This is a genomic window from Pantoea sp. Mhis (assembly GCF_009830015.1).
Window position 1 is genome coordinate 18534 of sequence record NZ_SZZX01000010.1, and the last position, 17724, is coordinate 36257.

A 17724-nucleotide genomic window follows, 5' to 3' on the forward strand; every position below is an offset into this window, starting at 1 on the left:
ACTAAGTCATCCATAGCGACCAGTAATGTAATCTTCTGTTTGCTTTTGTAAAGGTTTAGTAAATAATGTATCAGTATCATTAAATTCAATTAATTCTCCTAGATACATAAAAGCAGTATGATCAGAACAGCGTGCTGCTTGCTGCATATTATGAGTAACAATGACCACTGTGTAATCTTGTTTTAATTCTGTAATTAATTCTTCAATACGTCCAGTTGATATAGGGTCTAGAGCTGAACATGGTTCATCTAACAATAATACTTCTGGACGTATAGCAATACTACGTGCAATACATAAACGTTGTTGTTGACCACCGGATAAACTATATCCGCTTTGATATAGCTTATCTTTTATCTCATTCCATAATGCTGCTTTTATCAGAGCCCATTGCACACGATCATCCATATCAGTACGTGATAATTTTTCAAATAACCTAACACCAAATGCTATATTATCATAAATTGACATGGGAAATGGTGTAGGTTTTTGAAATACCATACCAACACGAGCGCGAAGTAATGTGATATCCTGATTAGAAGATAGAATATTATAACCATCTAGCAAAATCTCACCTTCAGCTTTTTGTTCTGGATAGAGAGAATACATTTTATTAAATGTGCGCAGTAAAGTAGATTTACCACATCCAGAAGGACCAATAAATGCAGTTACCTGATCTTTAGCAATATCCAGATTAATATTTTTTAAAGCATGAAATTTACCATAGTGAAAATGTAAATTACGAACCTGAATTTTACCAGTAAAAGTTGCTGTCATACTTATTTCTCATCTTTTATGATTATCGCTACTGAAAACGAGTAAAAAATTATTTTTTTTCCCTGGATGAGAAAACTACTCGTGTAATTATATTCAATAGCAACACACATAAAGTAATGACAAGGACACCAGCCCACGCTAACCTTTGCCATTCTGTAAATGGACTCATAGCAAATTTAAATATGGTAACTGGTAAATTTGCCAATGGTTGCATCATATCTGTACTCCAAAATTGATTAGATAATGAAGTAAATAACAACGGTGCAGTTTCACCAGCAATACGTGCGATCGCTAATAATATACCAGTAATAATTCCAGAAGTAGATGCTTTTAAGGTAATTGATAAAATTATTTTCCATTTTGGTGTACCTAATGCATAAGCAGCTTCACGTATACTATCTGGCACTAAACATAACATATTTTCCGTCGTACGAACAACAATTGGTATTTGTAATAATGATAAAGCTATTGCACCTGCCCAACCAGAAAAATGATGCATCTTCGATACTACGATACTGTAAACAAATAGTCCAATTACAATGGATGGTGCTGATAATAAAATATCATTAATAAATCTTACTAATTCAGCTAACCAATATTTACGACCATATTCAGCAAGATAAATTCCAACCATTATACCAAGAGGAGTTCCAAATATAGTAGACCAAAAAAGTAATAAACCACTACCTATCAAAGCATTAGCTAATCCCCCTCCACTTGTATTTGGCGGAGGAGTAGATTCAATAAAAAGCGACCAACTTAAACCATCAAAGCCTCGATTAATTGTAGTAATTAGAATCCAAGTTAACCAAAACAAGCCAAAAATCATTGCTAATAACGATAAAAATAATGCAATTTTATTTTTAAACCTGCGCTTTATTTGTAATTTATGACGCGATGAATTCAGTTTAAAAGATGGAGGTATATCAATCGCAGTCATAAACTAACTCCTTTAGTTTTATTTGTTCGTGAAATCATTAATTTCGATAACGATAATATAACAAAAGTAATAACAAATAAAATCAAACCTAATTCCATAAGTGCTGCAACATGCATACCAGATTCTGCTTCAGCAAATTCATTTGCTAATGCTGAAGTAACGCTATTACCAGGCATAAATAATGAAGCACTATCAAGTTTATAAGTATTACCTATGATAAAAGTCACAGCCATAGTTTCACCTAATGCTCTTCCTAATCCAAGCATAATGCTTCCTATGATACCATCTTTCGTAAATGGACATACGATGTACCAGATTACTTCCCAGGTTGTACATCCAATGCCATAAGCTGATTCTTTCATAATTAATGGAGTTTTTTCAAAAATATCATGCATAACCGATGAAATATAAGGAATTATCATAATAGCAAGAATTATTCCTGCAGACAGAATGCTTATTCCAAACGCTGGTCCTGAAAAGAATATTCCTATAATAGGAATATTCGACAGTAGTTTACCAAATGGTTTTTGAAAATATTCCATAAATAAGGGAGAAAAGACAAATAATCCCCACATTCCATATACTATACTCGGAATAGCTGCAAGTAACTCAATTGCAGTACCTAATGGTCGACGTAACCAACTTGGTACTACTTCTGTTAGAAATAAAGCAATTCCAAAACTTACTGGAAGAGCAATAGTAATTGCAATCAACGAAGTCATAAAAGTTCCATAAATAGGAACTAATGCACCGAACTTTTCATTCGGTGCATCCCATACTTTGCTACATAAAAAAGAAAATCCAAACTTTCTAATACTTGGCCAAGATGAAATAATTAAAGAAACGATAATACCGATTAGTAATAATAGTACAATTAATACAGATAATTTTACTATCGTAGCGAAAATCATATCCCCTTTTTTGCTAGGTGATTTAAACGCCGTCTTAATGACATCCATAGAATTCCTAGTGTTAAAAGGATAATTAAACTAAGATTGATTTTTGCCTTCTATAAAATATACAAGGATTTATTTTAATTAACGTTCTAATAATATTCATACTTAAAATAAAACTTTACCGGAAACATTTTTAATATTTATTTTCCAAGCAGCACGAATCTTCTTTGTTACATTCTGTGGTAAAGAAGCATAATCCAAAAGGCTCGCAGCTTTAGAACCATTTCTATAAGCCCAGTCAAAAAATTTTAAGATTTCTCTACCTTTTTCAGCATTGACTTGTTTTTTATAAATTAATATAAATGTAGTAGAAGTAATAGGCCATGCATTATTACCTTTTTTAAATGTTAAGTCCTGAGCGAAAGACTTATTCCAATTAGCACCTTTAGCAGCATTACTAAAGCTAATTTCACTCGGATTAACTGCTTTTCCTTCATAATTAATTAATTTAGTATAAGATAAATGACTTTGCTTAGCATATGCATATTCAACATAACCGATAGAACCTGGTAAGCGTTGAACAAAAGCAGCTACTCCATCGTTACCTTTACCACCTAATCCAGTTGGCCAATTAACTGTATTGCCTTTACCTACTTTATTATGCCATTCTTTATTTACTTTAGAGAGATAACTAGTAAATACAAAAGAAGTTCCAGAACCATCAGCACGACGTACAACATTAATATTAGTATCTGGTAAGATTATACCAGGATTTAATTTAACGATAGCTGAATCATTCCATTTTTTAATTTTACCTAAATATATATCACCAATGGTCTTACCATCCAATATTAATTCACCAGATTTTATATTTTGTATATTAACAACTAGTACCACACCACCAATTACTGTTGGAAACTGAAATAAACCATATTTATTCAAATCTTTATCTTTTAATGGAGCATCAGATGCTCCAAAATCAACAGTTTTGGCAATAATTTGCTTTACACCTCCTGAAGAACCAATACCTTGATAATTGATTTTTGTACCAGTTATTTTTTGATATTCTGCAGCCCACTTAGCATAAATAGGAGCAGGAAATGTTCCTCCTGCTCCAGTTAAATCAGTAGCTGCATAAGCAGATATTACTATGTTTGCTGCTATAACAGCGATAAAAATTCTAGATAAAATATTATATCTCAGTGTCATATTCCCTCCTAAAATATCCATTTCAGGTGTAAAATTATTTAGATAATAAATAAAAATTAGTCTAACATACGATAGTAGAACATATTTATTTAATAAACTATGTTAACTATGTTAGTTATATCTCATATATTAAAATTAAATAAACTAAATTATCTTTATTATTCTACAGTAACTGATTTAGCTAAATTTCGTGGTTGATCAACATCAGTCCCTTTAATCAAAGCTACATGATATGAAAGTAACTGAAGCGGTACAATATAACAAATTGGTGCAATTATGTTTTCAACATAAGGTAATGAAATAATGTTCATTTCACTGCTATTGCTAAAACCTGCATCTTGATCTGTAAAAACATATAGCAATCCTCCACGAATACGAACCTCTTCAATATTGGATTTTAATTTTTCTAATAATTCATTATTTGGCGCTATAATAATAACTGGAATATCAGTATCGATTAATGCTAATGGACCATGTTTTAATTCACCAGCTGCATGAGCTTCGGCATGAATATAAGAAACTTCTTTTAGTTTCAGTGCTCCTTCTATAGCAATTGGATACTGCTCACCTCGTCCAAGGAATAATGTATGTTGTTTATCAGCAAAGCCTTCTGCTAAATTCTCAATGATTTTATCCTGAGCTAAGATTTGTTCAATACGATTGGGAAGAATCTGTAAAGTATGCACAATAACATTTTCAGTTTCCAATAATATATTACCATGAAGACGTCCTAATTTGACAACCAACATTAATAATAATGTTAATTGAGTAGTAAATGCTTTGGTTGAAGCTACACCAATTTCAGTACCAGCTCTAGTGATTAAAACCATGTCAGATTCACGTACTAGAGACGAACCTGAAACATTACAAATAGTTAAAGAACCTATATAACCTAATGTTTTTGAATAACGTAGAGCCGATAAGGTATCTGCTGTTTCACCAGATTGAGATAAAGTAATTATTAAGCTATTTTTACGCACTTTAGGTTTACGATAGCGATATTCAGAGGCTACTTCGACATCACAGGCAATATTAGCCAAGGATTCAAACCAATATTTTGATACCATGCCAGCATTATATGAAGTACCACAAGCAATAATATGAATATGTTCAACTTTACTCAACAATGATTGAGCTGTAACTCCTAATTCACTAAAATCAATTGTACCGTTTTTTAAACGTCCCGTAAGTGTTCTCTTTAGAGCTATAGGTTGTTCATAAATTTCTTTTTGCATATAATGACGATAAATGCCTTTTTCACTAGCATCATATTGAATACTAGACTCAATTTCAGCACGTTTTACTTGTTGGCCATTGCGATTAATAATAACAATATTATGTCGTGACACCTTAGCAATATCACCTTCTTCTAAGTAAATAAATCTTCTAGTCACTGGCAATAACGCTAATTGATCAGATGCAACAAAATTTTCACCAACACCGAGACCTATCACTAATGGACTATTTGAACGAGCTGCTATCAATATAGATGGATCACGGCTATCCATAATTACCATGCTATAAGCACCCTTTAGCTGTGGAAGTATTCTTAATACTACTTCACATAAAGAACCACCCTGCATTTGTTCCCAATGAACTAAATGAACAATTGCTTCACTATCAGTCTTAGAATAAAAATGATAGCCACACTTAATCAGTTTCATACGTAGTAATTCATGATTTTCAATAATACCATTATGAACCATTATAATATGTTCCGATATATGTGGATGAGTATTCAGTTCTGATGGCTCGCCATGTGTTGCCCAACGTGTATGAGCAATACCAGTACCACCAATCATGGATTGCTTTTCTACAGCTTCTGATAATTTATTTACTTTTCCTAAACTACGTAAAAGACTTACATGACCTTGATCATCAACTACAGTTAAACCAGCTGAATCATATCCACGGTATTCGAGACGGCGTAAACCTTCTAATAAAATTTCTGCAACATCTCTTTGAGCAACAGCAGCAATAATTCCGCACATAATCACTTCCTGATTTTATTGGTCAATAATCATTACTATAAGTTAATAATAACTATATTCTATAACTATTTAATTTATTTAAATGCAATAATTTTAATCTAACATCAAACTTAAATAACTATTAATATCTATTTTTTTTTAATGAGCGCTTCCATCCAAGTTTTTGAGTTTGTTTTTTGGAATTATAGACTAAACTTGCATCATTAACATCTTTCATTACTGTGGTACCAGCAGCAATAGTCACACCATTAGTCACTGTTATGGGTGCAATTAACTGAGTATCAGACCCGATAAAAACATCATCTCCAATAATTGTTTTAAATTTATTTATACCATCGTAATTACAGGTAATGGTACCAGCACCAATATTTACGTTAGAACCAATTTCTGCATCTCCAATATAGGAAAGATGTCTGGCTTTAGATCTTTTACCAAATTTTGTGTTCTTCATTTCAACAAAATTACCTATATGTACCATTTTCTCTAAATTAGTATTTGAACGTAAATGTGCAAACGGTCCAACTATACATGCTATTCCTAGATGAGAATCTTCAATTACCGTATAAGGGTTAATTTGACAATTATCAGCAATCATACTATTCTTTATTATGCATCCTGTACCAATTTTAACATGATTACCTAAAGTTACATCTCCTTCAATAATAACATTAATATCAATTTCAACATTATTTCCATGTTTCAAAGTGCCATATAAATTAAAACGACTAGGATCACGTATTAAAACTCCTGCTAATAATAGTTTTTCAGCCTGTTCATGTTGATAAATTTTTTCTAAACTAACTAATTGTAACAAATTATTAACACCATAGATTTCACTAATACGTGATGGTTGAATTGTTTTAATCATCCGACCTTCTAGATAAGCTATATTGATAATATCAGTAATATAAAATTCTTTTTTAGAATTTTTATTATCTATTTGTGATAACCAACGTTTAAGGTCTCCACCATTAGCAATTAAAATACCTGTATTAATTTCTTGAATTTTTATTTGTTCAACTGAAGCATCTTTCTGTTCTTTAATGCTGGTTACAATACCGTTATTACGAATAATTCGTCCATAATCAGTTGGATCTTTAAGTATAGCAGTTAATAAACTAATTCCGTTATTTGGTTTAATTTTACATAAATGCTGTAAGGTTTCCTGAGAAATTAACGGTACATCTCCATATAATATTAAAATATCCTCATTATCAGAAAAATAATAAGCAGCTTGTTGCGTAGCATGTCCCGTCCCAAGTTGCTCTTTTTGTAAAACCCACTTAATTGGATTATTGGCTAACATTGACTTTAGCAAATCGCCGCCATAACCATAAACTAAATAAATTTTCTGTACACATAAGCTTTTAGCAGTATCAATTACATGTTGTATTATTGGTTTGCCTGCCAGAGTATGCAAAACTTTAGGCAGATCGGAGCGAGCTCGTGAACCTCTACCTGCGGCTAAAATTACTACACTCATCGCATTTATAGACATAAGTATCCGAACTTGATTAAACTTAGGAAAACATATTGATATTTAAAATTATCATCTGTTATTTTTATATTAAAAATTAATTTTTGTGTGGTTTTTGTGAAATCAAGAGCTGGTTACATAACTCTTTTGGTTAATTCAATGACACGTAACTTCGCAATAATCTTAGCTAGTTCCGTAGAGGCTTTAACATAATTCACATCTTTGTGGTTATTCTTTATATGTTTTTCTACTTCATGTTTTGTTTCCAACACTAATTTTTCATCAAGATCTTTTCCACGAATTGCAGTATCAGCTAAAATAATTACATTCAATGGTTGTACTTCTAATATACCCCCAGATAAATATATATACTCTTCCTCATCATACTGTGTGACGATATGAACCATACCAGGCTTAATAGCAGTTAATAATGGAGCATGACCCGGAAAAATTCCCAAATTACCTTCGCTTCCTGATACTTCAATTCGATTAACCATACCAGAAAACATTTGTTCCTCAGCGCTAACTACATCCAGATAAAACTTCATAACTATATTAATTTCCATTTTTTATTTTAAATATTATTAAAATGTTTCGCTTTTTCTATAGCTTCTTCTATTGCACCTACCATGTAGAAAGCTTGTTCTGGTAAATGATCAAATTCACCCTCAATAATACCTTTAAAACCACGAATAGTATTTTTTAATGTTACATATTTACCAGAAAAACCAGTAAAAATTTCAGCAACAAAAAAAGGCTGAGATAAAAAACGTTGAACTTTACGTGCCCGCGTTACTAACAATTTATCTTCTTCGGATAATTCATCCATACCTAAAATTGCAATAATATCCTTTAGTTCTTCATAACGTTGTAATAAAGATTTAACTCCATACGCAACATTATAGTGTTCAGGTCCTACAATTAATGGATCTAATTGACGACTAGTAGAATCTAATGGGTCCACGGCAGGATAAATACCTAAAGAAGCAATTTGGCGACTTAACGTTACAGTGGAATCTAAATGAGCAAAAATAGTTGCTGGCGAAGGATCAGTTAGATCATCTGCGGGAACATAAATAGCTTGAACTGAAGTAATTGAACCAGTCTGAGTAGAGGCAATACGTTCTTGTAAAAGCCCCATTTCCTCTGCTAATGTAGGTTGATATCCCACTGCAGATGGCATACGTCCTAACAATGCTGAAACTTCTGTTCCGGCAAGAGTATAACGATAAATATTATCAATGAATAATAAGACATCTCGACCTTCGTCACGAAATTTTTCTGCCATAGTTAAACCAGTTAATGCTACACGTAAACGATTACCAGGTGGTTCATTCATTTGTCCATAAACTAATGCTACTTTATCAATAACCTTAGATGCAATCATTTCATGATAAAAATCATTTCCTTCACGTGTGCGTTCTCCTACACCGGCAAAAACTGAATAACCAGAATGTTCAACTGCAATATTACGTATTAATTCCATCATATTTACAGTTTTACCTACACCAGCTCCACCAAATAAACCTACTTTTCCTCCTTTAGCAAAAGGACACATTAAATCTATAACTTTGATACCAGTTTCCAGTAATTCTTGAGAATTTAATTGTTCTTCATAACTAGGAGGTTGTCTATGAATAGAAGCCCATTCTATTGGATTACCATCTTTTTCTTTCAATGGACCTCTCATATCAATTGGATCACCTAAAACGTTCATGATACGTCCAAGAGTAGCTTTACCAACTGGTACATGAATGGTTTTTTTTAAATCAATCACTTCTAAACCACGCTTCAAACCTTCTGAAGGGCCCATAGCGATAGTACGTACTACACCTCCTCCTAACTGCTGCTGAACTTCTAGTACCAGACGATTATCACCATTCTTAACTTCAAGAGCATTATATATTGGTGGTACTGCGTTCTGAGGAAATTCGACGTCAATTACAGCACCAATAATTTGGATAATCTTTTGGGTTACCATCTTTAATCCTTAACTAATTAACTATCTGATTAAACTACAGATGCGCCCGAAACAATTTCAGTAAGTTCCTGAGTAATGCTAGCCTGACGAGCCTTATTATAGATCAATTGAAGTTCTTTAATAATATTTCCAGCATTATCAGCTGCTGTTTTCATTGCTACCATACGTGCCGCTTGTTCACTGGCTAAATTTTCTATTACACTTTGATACACTTGAGATTCAATATAACGTTGTATTATCATATCTAATAATACTTTAGAATCTGGTTCATATAAATAATCCCAACTTTTCTCTTTTATTTTTTCTTCATTTTCTTGTGATGATGCCAAAGGCAATAATTGAATAATAGTTGGAATTTGACACATTGTATTGCTAAATTTATTACTAGCAATATAGATCTTATCTATACATCCTTCCTCATAATTTTGTAACATTATTTTTACTGGACCAATTAAATCCAGCAATAAAGGATGATCGCTTACACCTGTAACTTGTGCAATAATATTACTACCAATAGAACTAAAAAAAGATAATCCTTTAGAACCAATGATTGCTAAATTATTTTTAACTCCTTGCGATGACCAATTTTTCATTTCCAATAATATTTTTTTGAATAAATTTATATTCAAACTACCACAAAGACCACGATCAGTAGAAATAATTAAATAGCCGATCTTCTTAATATTACGTTTAGTTAGATATAAATGTTTATATTCTAAATTACCTAATGCAAGATGGTTAATCACTTTTTTTATATTATTTGCATACGGACGACCAGCATTCATATATTGCTGAGTTTTTCGCATTTTAGAAGCAGCTACCATTTCCATTGCTTTAGTGATTTTCTGAGTATTTTTCACTGCTAGAATCTTGGTGTTTATCTCTTTTTGTTTACAGATCATTACATTAAAGTATCCTTAACTATTATAATAAATTATCTTAAATTAAGTTTTAATTTTTTACCAGGATAAATTCGTTTTAAATGTCATAAGCAAACTTTTAAGTTGTGATTCAATTTTATTATTGTAGTTACCTGATTGATTAATTTCTGACATGAGTTTAGAATATTCATTATTTGCAAAATCTAATAGTTCAGATTCAAATTTGCTAATTTTTGCTAATTCAATATCACGCAAAAATCCATGTTCTACAGCAAAAAGTAATAAACTTTGTTGAGCAATAGACATTGGAAGATATTGTTTTTGTTTCATTAATTCAGTTACTTTTTGACCATGATTTAATTGGTTGCGTGTTATTTCATCTAAGTCCGAAGCAAATTGAGAGAAAGCAGATAATTCACGATATTGTGCCAAAGCAGTACGAATACCACCTGATAATTTCTTAATTATCAAGGTTTGAGCAGCACCTCCAACACGAGACACTGAAATACCTGGATTAATAGCAGGTCTAATTCCAGCATTAAATAAACTTGACTCTAAAAATATTTGACCATCAGTAATTGAAATTACATTAGTGGGAACGAACGCAGATACATCTCCTGCTTGAGTCTCAATAATAGGCAATGCAGTTAATGAACCGGTTTTATTTTTTACTAGACCTTTAGTAAAATGCTCGACATAGTTAATACTAACTCGTGATGCACGTTCTAACAAACGAGAGTGTAGATAAAAAACGTCTCCTGGAAATGCTTCACGTCCAGGAGGACGACGTAGTAACAAAGAAATTTGACGATACGCAATAGCTTGTTTAGAAAGATCATCATATACAATTAAAGCATCTTCTCCTCTGTCACGAAAATATTCTCCCATTGTACAACCAGTGTAAGGTGCTAAATATTGTAGAGCAGCAGTTTCGGCCGCAGATGCAACAACTACAATTGTATTGGAAAGAGCTCCAAATTCTTCTAATTTGCGTACTACACTAAAAATAGTGGATGATTTTTGACCAATTGCTACATAAATACATTTAATACCTGAATTGCGTTGATTTATGATGGTATCAACTGCAATCGATGTTTTACCAGTTTGGCGATCACCAATTATTAGTTCACGCTGACCTCTACCTATTGGAGTCATCGTATCAATAGATTTATAACCAGTTTGAAGAGGTTGATTGACTGATTGGCGATCAATAACACCTGGAGCAATTACTTCAATTGGTGAAAATCCATCATGATGAATTACTCCTTTCCCATCAATAGGTACACCTAAGGCATTTACCACTCTACCTAGAAGTCCGTTACCTACTGGAACTTCCATAATACGACCTGTACATCTTACTTTCATTCCTTCAATAAGATCAGTGTACGGACCTAATACTACTGCACCAATTGAATCTTGTTCAAGATTCAATGCAATAGCATAACGATTATTTGTTAAAGCAATCATTTCACTCTGCATGACATCGGTCAGACCATGTATATGAATAATACCATCCATTACAGAAATAATATCGCCTTCGTTATATGTTTCACTCATAATATTAAAGTGAGATATACGCTTTTTAATTAATTCACTTATTTCATTATAATTTAACTGCATAAGTTTTAATCTCCTTGAAATCGTAAGGCTTTTGCCAAACTTTCAATGCGACCACGTATGCTTCCATCAATGACTAAGCTATTGGCACGGATAATTAAACCTCCTATAATAGAATTATCAATTCTATAATTTAGTTTTATTCTGCATAATAGATATTTTTCCATAGCTATTTTAATTTTTAATAACTGACTATCCTGTAGTACAATAGCAGAGATTACATCGATTTTAATAATTGATTCATACATATTACGCAATTGGATAAACTGTTTTAATACTGTTGGAAGTAATAATAAACGTCTATTTTCTGCCATAATCTTAATTAGATTTTGAGCGTGTTTATTAAGTTGATCGCTACAAATAGTGTTAAATATATCAGATACAATCTCAGGTGCTAAAGAACTAGAAAGAAATTGTATTATCTTTCTGTGCGAAGATATTTTTGCAGCAAATTCCAACATAGTTTGCCAATGTTCAATGTTTTGATATTCAACCGCTAAATCAAATATCGCTTTAGCATAGGGGCGAGATATAGTAATTATATTAGACATCAGCCCCAATTCTCCTATAGTTTAGATATTAAGTTATTAATAATATCATCATTAGTATCTTTATCGATAGAACGCTCTATGATTTTTTCTGCACCAGCTAGTATTAATGATGACATTCGTGTACGTAATTTTTCATGAGCGTGTAAGTATTCAATATTAATTTTTGCTTGTGCTTGTGCTAAAATACGATTACGTTCAATTTCAGCTTCATTTTTCGCTTGATCTAGAATTTGTATCCTACGTTTATGAGCTTGTTCAATAATTATTTGAGCTTCATTCTTTGCCTGTTTTAACTGATTTGTTGAATTGATTTGCATTAGATCTAAATCTTTCTTTGCACGTTCAATAGAATCTAAATTTTTAATAATTTCCTTCTGTCGTGTTTCAATAGTATTTATAATTGGAGGCCATATGTATTTCATACAGAATACGACAAAAAAGAAAAATGCGATAGTTTGACCAAGAATAGTTGCATTAATGTTCACAACATAACGCCTCTTAATTAATTTATTTTTTTTGTATTAATTTTCATAAAAACACTGAGATCATTTTCAAGATAGATTTAAGCAACAGAAAACATTACATAAAGACCTAATCCAATAGCGATCATCGGTATTGCATCAACTAAACCCATAACAATAAAAAATTGAGTACGCAATAAAGGAATTAACTCTGGTTGACGAGCTGCTCCTTCCAAAAATTTACCTCCTAAAATTCCAATACCAATGGCGGCACCTATTGCTGATAATCCTACCATTACAGCAGCAGTTAGGTACAATAATTCTGTATTTAAATTTTCCATAATAATCTCCTGTTTCTTTTATAAAATTCAATATTAAAATTAATGTTTTTCACATGCCATTGATAAATAAACAATGGTAAGTACCATAAAGATAAAAGCTTGTAATAAAACTATTAAAATATGAAAAATTGCCCAAGGTACATTGAGTATCCATTGAGACCACCAAGGCAATAGACCAGCAATTAAAATAAAAATAAGCTCTCCAGCATACATATTACCAAATAACCTTAAAGCAAGTGAAATTGGTTTAGATAATAAGTTTACAGTTTCAAGTATTAAATTAATAGGAATACAACAAATATGATTAAAAGGATGTAGAGTTAGTTCTTTTAAAAATCCATTTATTCCTTTTATTTTTATATTATAATAAATAATTAAACAAAATACGCTAAAAGCCATAGATAATGTTATATTTATATCTGTAGATGGTACAATACGTAAGGTTGGAATTTTTAGATAATATTTACTAATAAAAGGCAAAAGATCAATAGGTAATAAATCCATAAGATTCATTAAAAAAATCCAAGAAAAAACTGTTAAAGCTAATGGTGCAATTATTTTACTTTTACCATGATATATATCACGAACATTATTATTTACAAAATTAACTACTAGTTCAATAAATGTTTGAAGCTTATTTGGTACACCACTAGTCATATTTTTTGCTACTTTACGAAAAAGTAAAATAAATATAATGCCTAATAGCGCAGAAAAAAATATGGAATCTAAATTTAATGTCCAAAATGTTACTGGTATATTTTGTTCACGTAATATTTCTAAAGTACGTAAATCTAATTGAAGATGTTTTAAATGATGACCTATGTATTCTTGAGGTTTCAATATATCTCCTACAATCATAAGTGTACCTTTGTAATATATATAACCAATAATGTTATTTATATAACACAATATCAAAAATTAAATAATTATTGAATAAATAGAAGATTATTAATACCTGTAATTATTTAAAAAGATTTTTTAACTAAATAGTTAATGTATTACATTACATAATTACGTTGTATTTTATCCTTAGATATTAACTTTTAAAAGTTTTGAAGTATTTCATCTATTTATTTTATAATAATATGATTTATTTAAATTTAAAATTAATGTAATGTAAATTATAAAGATTTAATTGAAGATTTCAATATTTAAATTAAATAGGAATTAAATAAATATGAATATCTTCTGTAAAATTTATTTAATAACAGATGCTAATTTATGACTAAAAATCATATTTTTCAATATGTTTAAAATATAGCTTTAAGTACTTTACTTTATTTGAAAAATTAGTAAATAATTTTTCAAATAAAACACAAAATAAATACCACTTAAACTTTAATAAAATAATTATTATAACAATATATAATTTAAAATTATACATTGTTATTATTTTTTATAGATAAATAATATAAAGAATGAAAGTTTATACATAATACATAATTACTATTTACTATGTGTAAATACATATATTTAATTTATGGATGATTAGCTTTACAATTATTATTTGATTATTATCAAATAATAATTAATTCTTAATGTATAAGATACAAATGTATAAATTTTAAAAATTATATATTTGTATATATAAACTTTTATATATTTTGCTTATATTAATATTATTTAAATAATGTTTTTAAAACTAAGTAACTATATATTTAACTATATAAGATAATTTTACATAAATCATTAGATTGATATTAATCATATTTTTATCAAAATTGAGTTGAATATTTAATTCTACATATAAAGTGATTAACTAGGAATAATATAAAATTTTGTATTTGTAAGAAAAATCTTTGATTTATTTATTAAATCATGCAATTAGATACTAACGATAGTAGGTAGCTCAATTCTTAGTTATTTTTTTCATATAAATTAATAATACTGATATTGCTGCTGGCGTAATTCCAGAAATACGAGAAGCTTGACCAATTGAAGTAGGTTTATAATCATTGAGTTTATTACTTACTTCATTTGATAAACCACTTATTTGACGATAATCAAAATTAAGAGGTAATAAAACATTTTCATTATATCGATGACGTTTAATTTCTTCTTTTTGTCGTAAAATATAACCTTCATATTTTATCTGAATTTCAATCTGTTCAGCAACTTGTTGGTCATTAATTGATGGAGCATACTTTGGAACTGATGTTAATAATTTATAAGTCATTTCTGGACGCAATAATAAATCTTCACCGTTAGTTAATTTGGTTAAAGGAGCACTAATTATTTTATTTAGATACGAAGTATCAGTTGATGTCGGATATATCCATAGATTTCTTAATCGCTGTCTTTCTCTTTCAATTAATTCTAATTTTTGATTATAACGCATCCATCTTAGATTATCTATTATACCCAATTGTCTGCCTATCTTAGTAAGACGTAAATCTGCATTATCTTCACGTAACAGAAGACGATATTCTGCTCGTGAAGTAAACATACGATAAGGTTCTTTAGTTCCTAATGTACATAAATCATCAATTAATACTCCAAGATAAGCTTGATCACGTCGTGGAATCCACGATTCTTTCTCAGATGAATAGCATGCAGCATTGATACCAGCTAATAATCCTTGTGCTGCTGCTTCTTCATAGCCAGTTGTTCCATTAATTTGACCTGCCAAAAATAAACCATGAATATGTTTACTTTCCATAGTTAACTTTAAATCACGTGGATCAAAAAAATCATATTCAATAGCATAACCTACATCAATAATTTTAGCATTTTCTAACCCATTAATTGAACGAATTATTTTTATTTGTATATCAAGGGGCATACTAGTGGAAAGTCCATTTGGATAAATTTTATTACTCGTCAATCCTTCAGGTTCAAGAAAAATTTGATGTGCATTACGGTTAGGAAATCGCACAATTTTATCTTCAATTGATGGGCAATATCTTGGTCCAATACCTTTAATAATCCCATTATATATAGGACTATATTTTAAGTTATTAAAAATAATATCATGTGTATTCTTATTAGTGTAAGTAATCCAACAAGGCATTTGTTTTGGATGCTGAAATTCATTACCCATAAATGAAAATACTGGAATAGGATTATCGCTGTATTGAGGAGTGAGCATGTCAACATTAATCGAACGTGAATCAATACGAGGTGGTGTACCAGTTTTGAGCCGCATTGTACGCAATGGTAATGAACGTAAAAATTTTGCTAACGAATTGTTAGATGGAACATCATGCAAACGTCCACCATCGCAATCATTTAATCCAATATGAATTTTTCCATTCAGGAATGTTCCCACAGTTAGTACAACTGCTTTTGCACGAAATTTTACACCTGATTGTGTAATAACACCGATGATAGTATCATTTTTTATAATTAATTTATCAACTGTTTGTTGAAAAATTATTAGATTAGGTTGCATTGTTAATGCATTTTTTATAATATGTCTATATAATACTCTGTCAGCTTGAGCTCGTGTAGCGCGTACTGCTGCTCCTTTGCTAGAATTTAATATTCTAAACTGAATACCAGCTTTGTCGATAGCAGTTGCCATAAGACCACCTAAGGCATCTATTTCTTTTACTAAATGTCCTTTACCTATACCGCCAATTGCTGGATTACAAGACATTTGACCAAGTGTATTAATGTCTTGAGTAAGTAATAAGGTTTTTTGACCCATACGAGCAGCTACCATAGCTGCTTCTGTTCCAGCATGACCACCACCAATTATTAGGATATCAAAAACATTTGGATAGCACATAATAACCTTAAAAATATTTTAAATAATTGATTAACTGTAACTTAAATAATTTTAATAAATAACTATAATAGATATTAATTATTTTAATAAGTTTATTATCTATCATAATTCTAATGGTTTTTGGTCTTCTTAATTAAAATTTATATATCAAATCATTCTGCATATTAATAATAACTATGCTATGAAATACCTAATCAAATTTTAGTTATGATGTAATAGTTAATTAGATAGGGCATAAAGTATGTTATATAACATATTTGAATTTAAATTAAAATTTTAAAAAATAAATATATATACGCAAGAATGTATTTTGTTCTTAATAAAAATTATAACTGAATTTTTATTAAGAACAAAATACATTCTTTGTTCTTAATAAAAAATTTTTAGAAAATTTTAATGATTACTGTATTTGTTCAATAAAAAAATAAACAGTAAAATCTGCTGCTTATCTAATTATTAGTAAAATTAATAATATTCATTATATAATTTATTTTGCTTAAAGATAAATATTTTTTTTAAAAGAGGTTGACAGAACAGAAAGAAAGAGTAGGATACGGCATCGTAATGATGAAATACTTTATTAAAGTAATATTATTTTTACTGCTCTTTAACAATTTATCAGACAATCTATGTGAACATTCGCAGAAACGACATATATATTTTCAATATATGAAAATTAATTTTCTGTTAAAAACATTGTATAATTTATGATGTAAATTAATTAAGAAAAATAAAACGTCATAAAATCAAATTAATTAAGTTTTAATTGAAGAGTTTGATCATGGCTCAGATTGAACGCTGGCGGCAAGCCTAACACATGCAAGTCGAACGGCAACACAAAAGAGCTTGCTCTTTGGGTGGCGAGTGGCGGACGG

15 protein-coding genes and 1 rRNA gene are annotated in these 17724 nt (G+C 30.1%); 1 reads left to right on the plus strand and 15 read right to left on the minus strand.

The window, feature by feature from the left end:
- Positions 1–6: 6 nt before the first annotated feature.
- The 15 genes from pstB to mnmG form a co-directional block, all read right to left on the minus strand.
- The gene (pstB, locus tag FD727_RS03720; RefSeq protein WP_159938818.1) at positions 7–774 is read right to left on the minus strand and encodes a phosphate ABC transporter ATP-binding protein PstB; all 768 of its coding nucleotides are present in this window, start codon (positions 772–774) and stop codon (positions 7–9) included.
- Between the two features lie 49 nt (positions 775–823).
- On the minus strand, positions 824–1714 hold the full coding sequence (pstA, locus tag FD727_RS03725) for a phosphate ABC transporter permease PstA (RefSeq protein WP_159938819.1): 891 nt from the start codon (positions 1712–1714) through the stop codon (positions 824–826).
- Positions 1711–2673, minus strand: a complete 963-nt coding sequence (gene pstC / locus FD727_RS03730) for a phosphate ABC transporter permease PstC (protein ID WP_159938820.1) — start codon at positions 2671–2673, stop codon at positions 1711–1713. The genes pstA and pstC overlap by 4 nt, the downstream gene beginning before the upstream one ends.
- A 102-nt stretch (positions 2674–2775) precedes the next feature.
- Entirely contained in the window at positions 2776–3819 is a 1044-nt protein-coding gene (gene pstS / locus FD727_RS03735; RefSeq protein WP_159938821.1) for a phosphate ABC transporter substrate-binding protein PstS, read from the minus strand.
- 158 nt (positions 3820–3977) lie between these two features.
- Positions 3978–5810, minus strand: a complete 1833-nt coding sequence (gene glmS / locus FD727_RS03740) for a glutamine--fructose-6-phosphate transaminase (isomerizing) (RefSeq protein WP_159938823.1) — start codon at positions 5808–5810, stop codon at positions 3978–3980.
- 121 nt (positions 5811–5931) lie between these two features.
- Positions 5932–7308 (minus strand): bifunctional UDP-N-acetylglucosamine diphosphorylase/glucosamine-1-phosphate N-acetyltransferase GlmU, encoded by a 1377-nt coding sequence (glmU, locus tag FD727_RS03745; RefSeq protein WP_159938824.1) that lies wholly within the window; start codon positions 7306–7308, stop codon positions 5932–5934.
- 113 nt (positions 7309–7421) lie between these two features.
- Positions 7422–7835, minus strand: a complete 414-nt coding sequence (locus tag FD727_RS03750) for a F0F1 ATP synthase subunit epsilon (RefSeq protein ID WP_159938826.1) — start codon at positions 7833–7835, stop codon at positions 7422–7424.
- Between the two features lie 26 nt (positions 7836–7861).
- A complete protein-coding gene (atpD, locus tag FD727_RS03755) occupies positions 7862–9268 on the minus strand; it encodes a F0F1 ATP synthase subunit beta (RefSeq protein WP_159938827.1) in 1407 nt (468 codons plus the stop codon).
- 29 nt (positions 9269–9297) lie between these two features.
- Complete coding sequence (atpG, locus tag FD727_RS03760; protein ID WP_159938837.1) at positions 9298–10167, minus strand: F0F1 ATP synthase subunit gamma; 870 nt, start codon at positions 10165–10167, stop codon at positions 9298–9300.
- A 60-nt stretch (positions 10168–10227) separates the two neighbouring features.
- Complete coding sequence (gene atpA, locus FD727_RS03765) at positions 10228–11769, minus strand: F0F1 ATP synthase subunit alpha (protein ID WP_159938828.1); 1542 nt, start codon at positions 11767–11769, stop codon at positions 10228–10230.
- A 5-nt stretch (positions 11770–11774) separates the two neighbouring features.
- Complete coding sequence (gene atpH / locus FD727_RS03770; RefSeq protein WP_159938829.1) at positions 11775–12317, minus strand: F0F1 ATP synthase subunit delta; 543 nt, start codon at positions 12315–12317, stop codon at positions 11775–11777.
- A 14-nt stretch (positions 12318–12331) separates the two neighbouring features.
- The gene (gene atpF, locus FD727_RS03775) at positions 12332–12802 is read right to left on the minus strand and encodes a F0F1 ATP synthase subunit B (protein WP_159938830.1); all 471 of its coding nucleotides are present in this window, start codon (positions 12800–12802) and stop codon (positions 12332–12334) included.
- A gap of 77 nt (positions 12803–12879) precedes the next feature.
- Positions 12880–13119, minus strand: a complete 240-nt coding sequence (gene atpE / locus FD727_RS03780; protein WP_159938832.1) for a F0F1 ATP synthase subunit C — start codon at positions 13117–13119, stop codon at positions 12880–12882.
- Between the two features lie 39 nt (positions 13120–13158).
- The gene (atpB, locus tag FD727_RS03785) at positions 13159–13977 is read right to left on the minus strand and encodes a F0F1 ATP synthase subunit A (protein WP_159938833.1); all 819 of its coding nucleotides are present in this window, start codon (positions 13975–13977) and stop codon (positions 13159–13161) included.
- A gap of 991 nt (positions 13978–14968) precedes the next feature.
- Complete coding sequence (gene mnmG, locus FD727_RS03790) at positions 14969–16849, minus strand: tRNA uridine-5-carboxymethylaminomethyl(34) synthesis enzyme MnmG (protein WP_159938834.1); 1881 nt, start codon at positions 16847–16849, stop codon at positions 14969–14971.
- A 763-nt stretch (positions 16850–17612) separates the two neighbouring features.
- On the opposite strand from mnmG, the gene FD727_RS03795 reads away from it, so the two are divergent.
- Positions 17613–17724, plus strand: a 16S ribosomal RNA gene (locus tag FD727_RS03795); the annotation flags it as partial.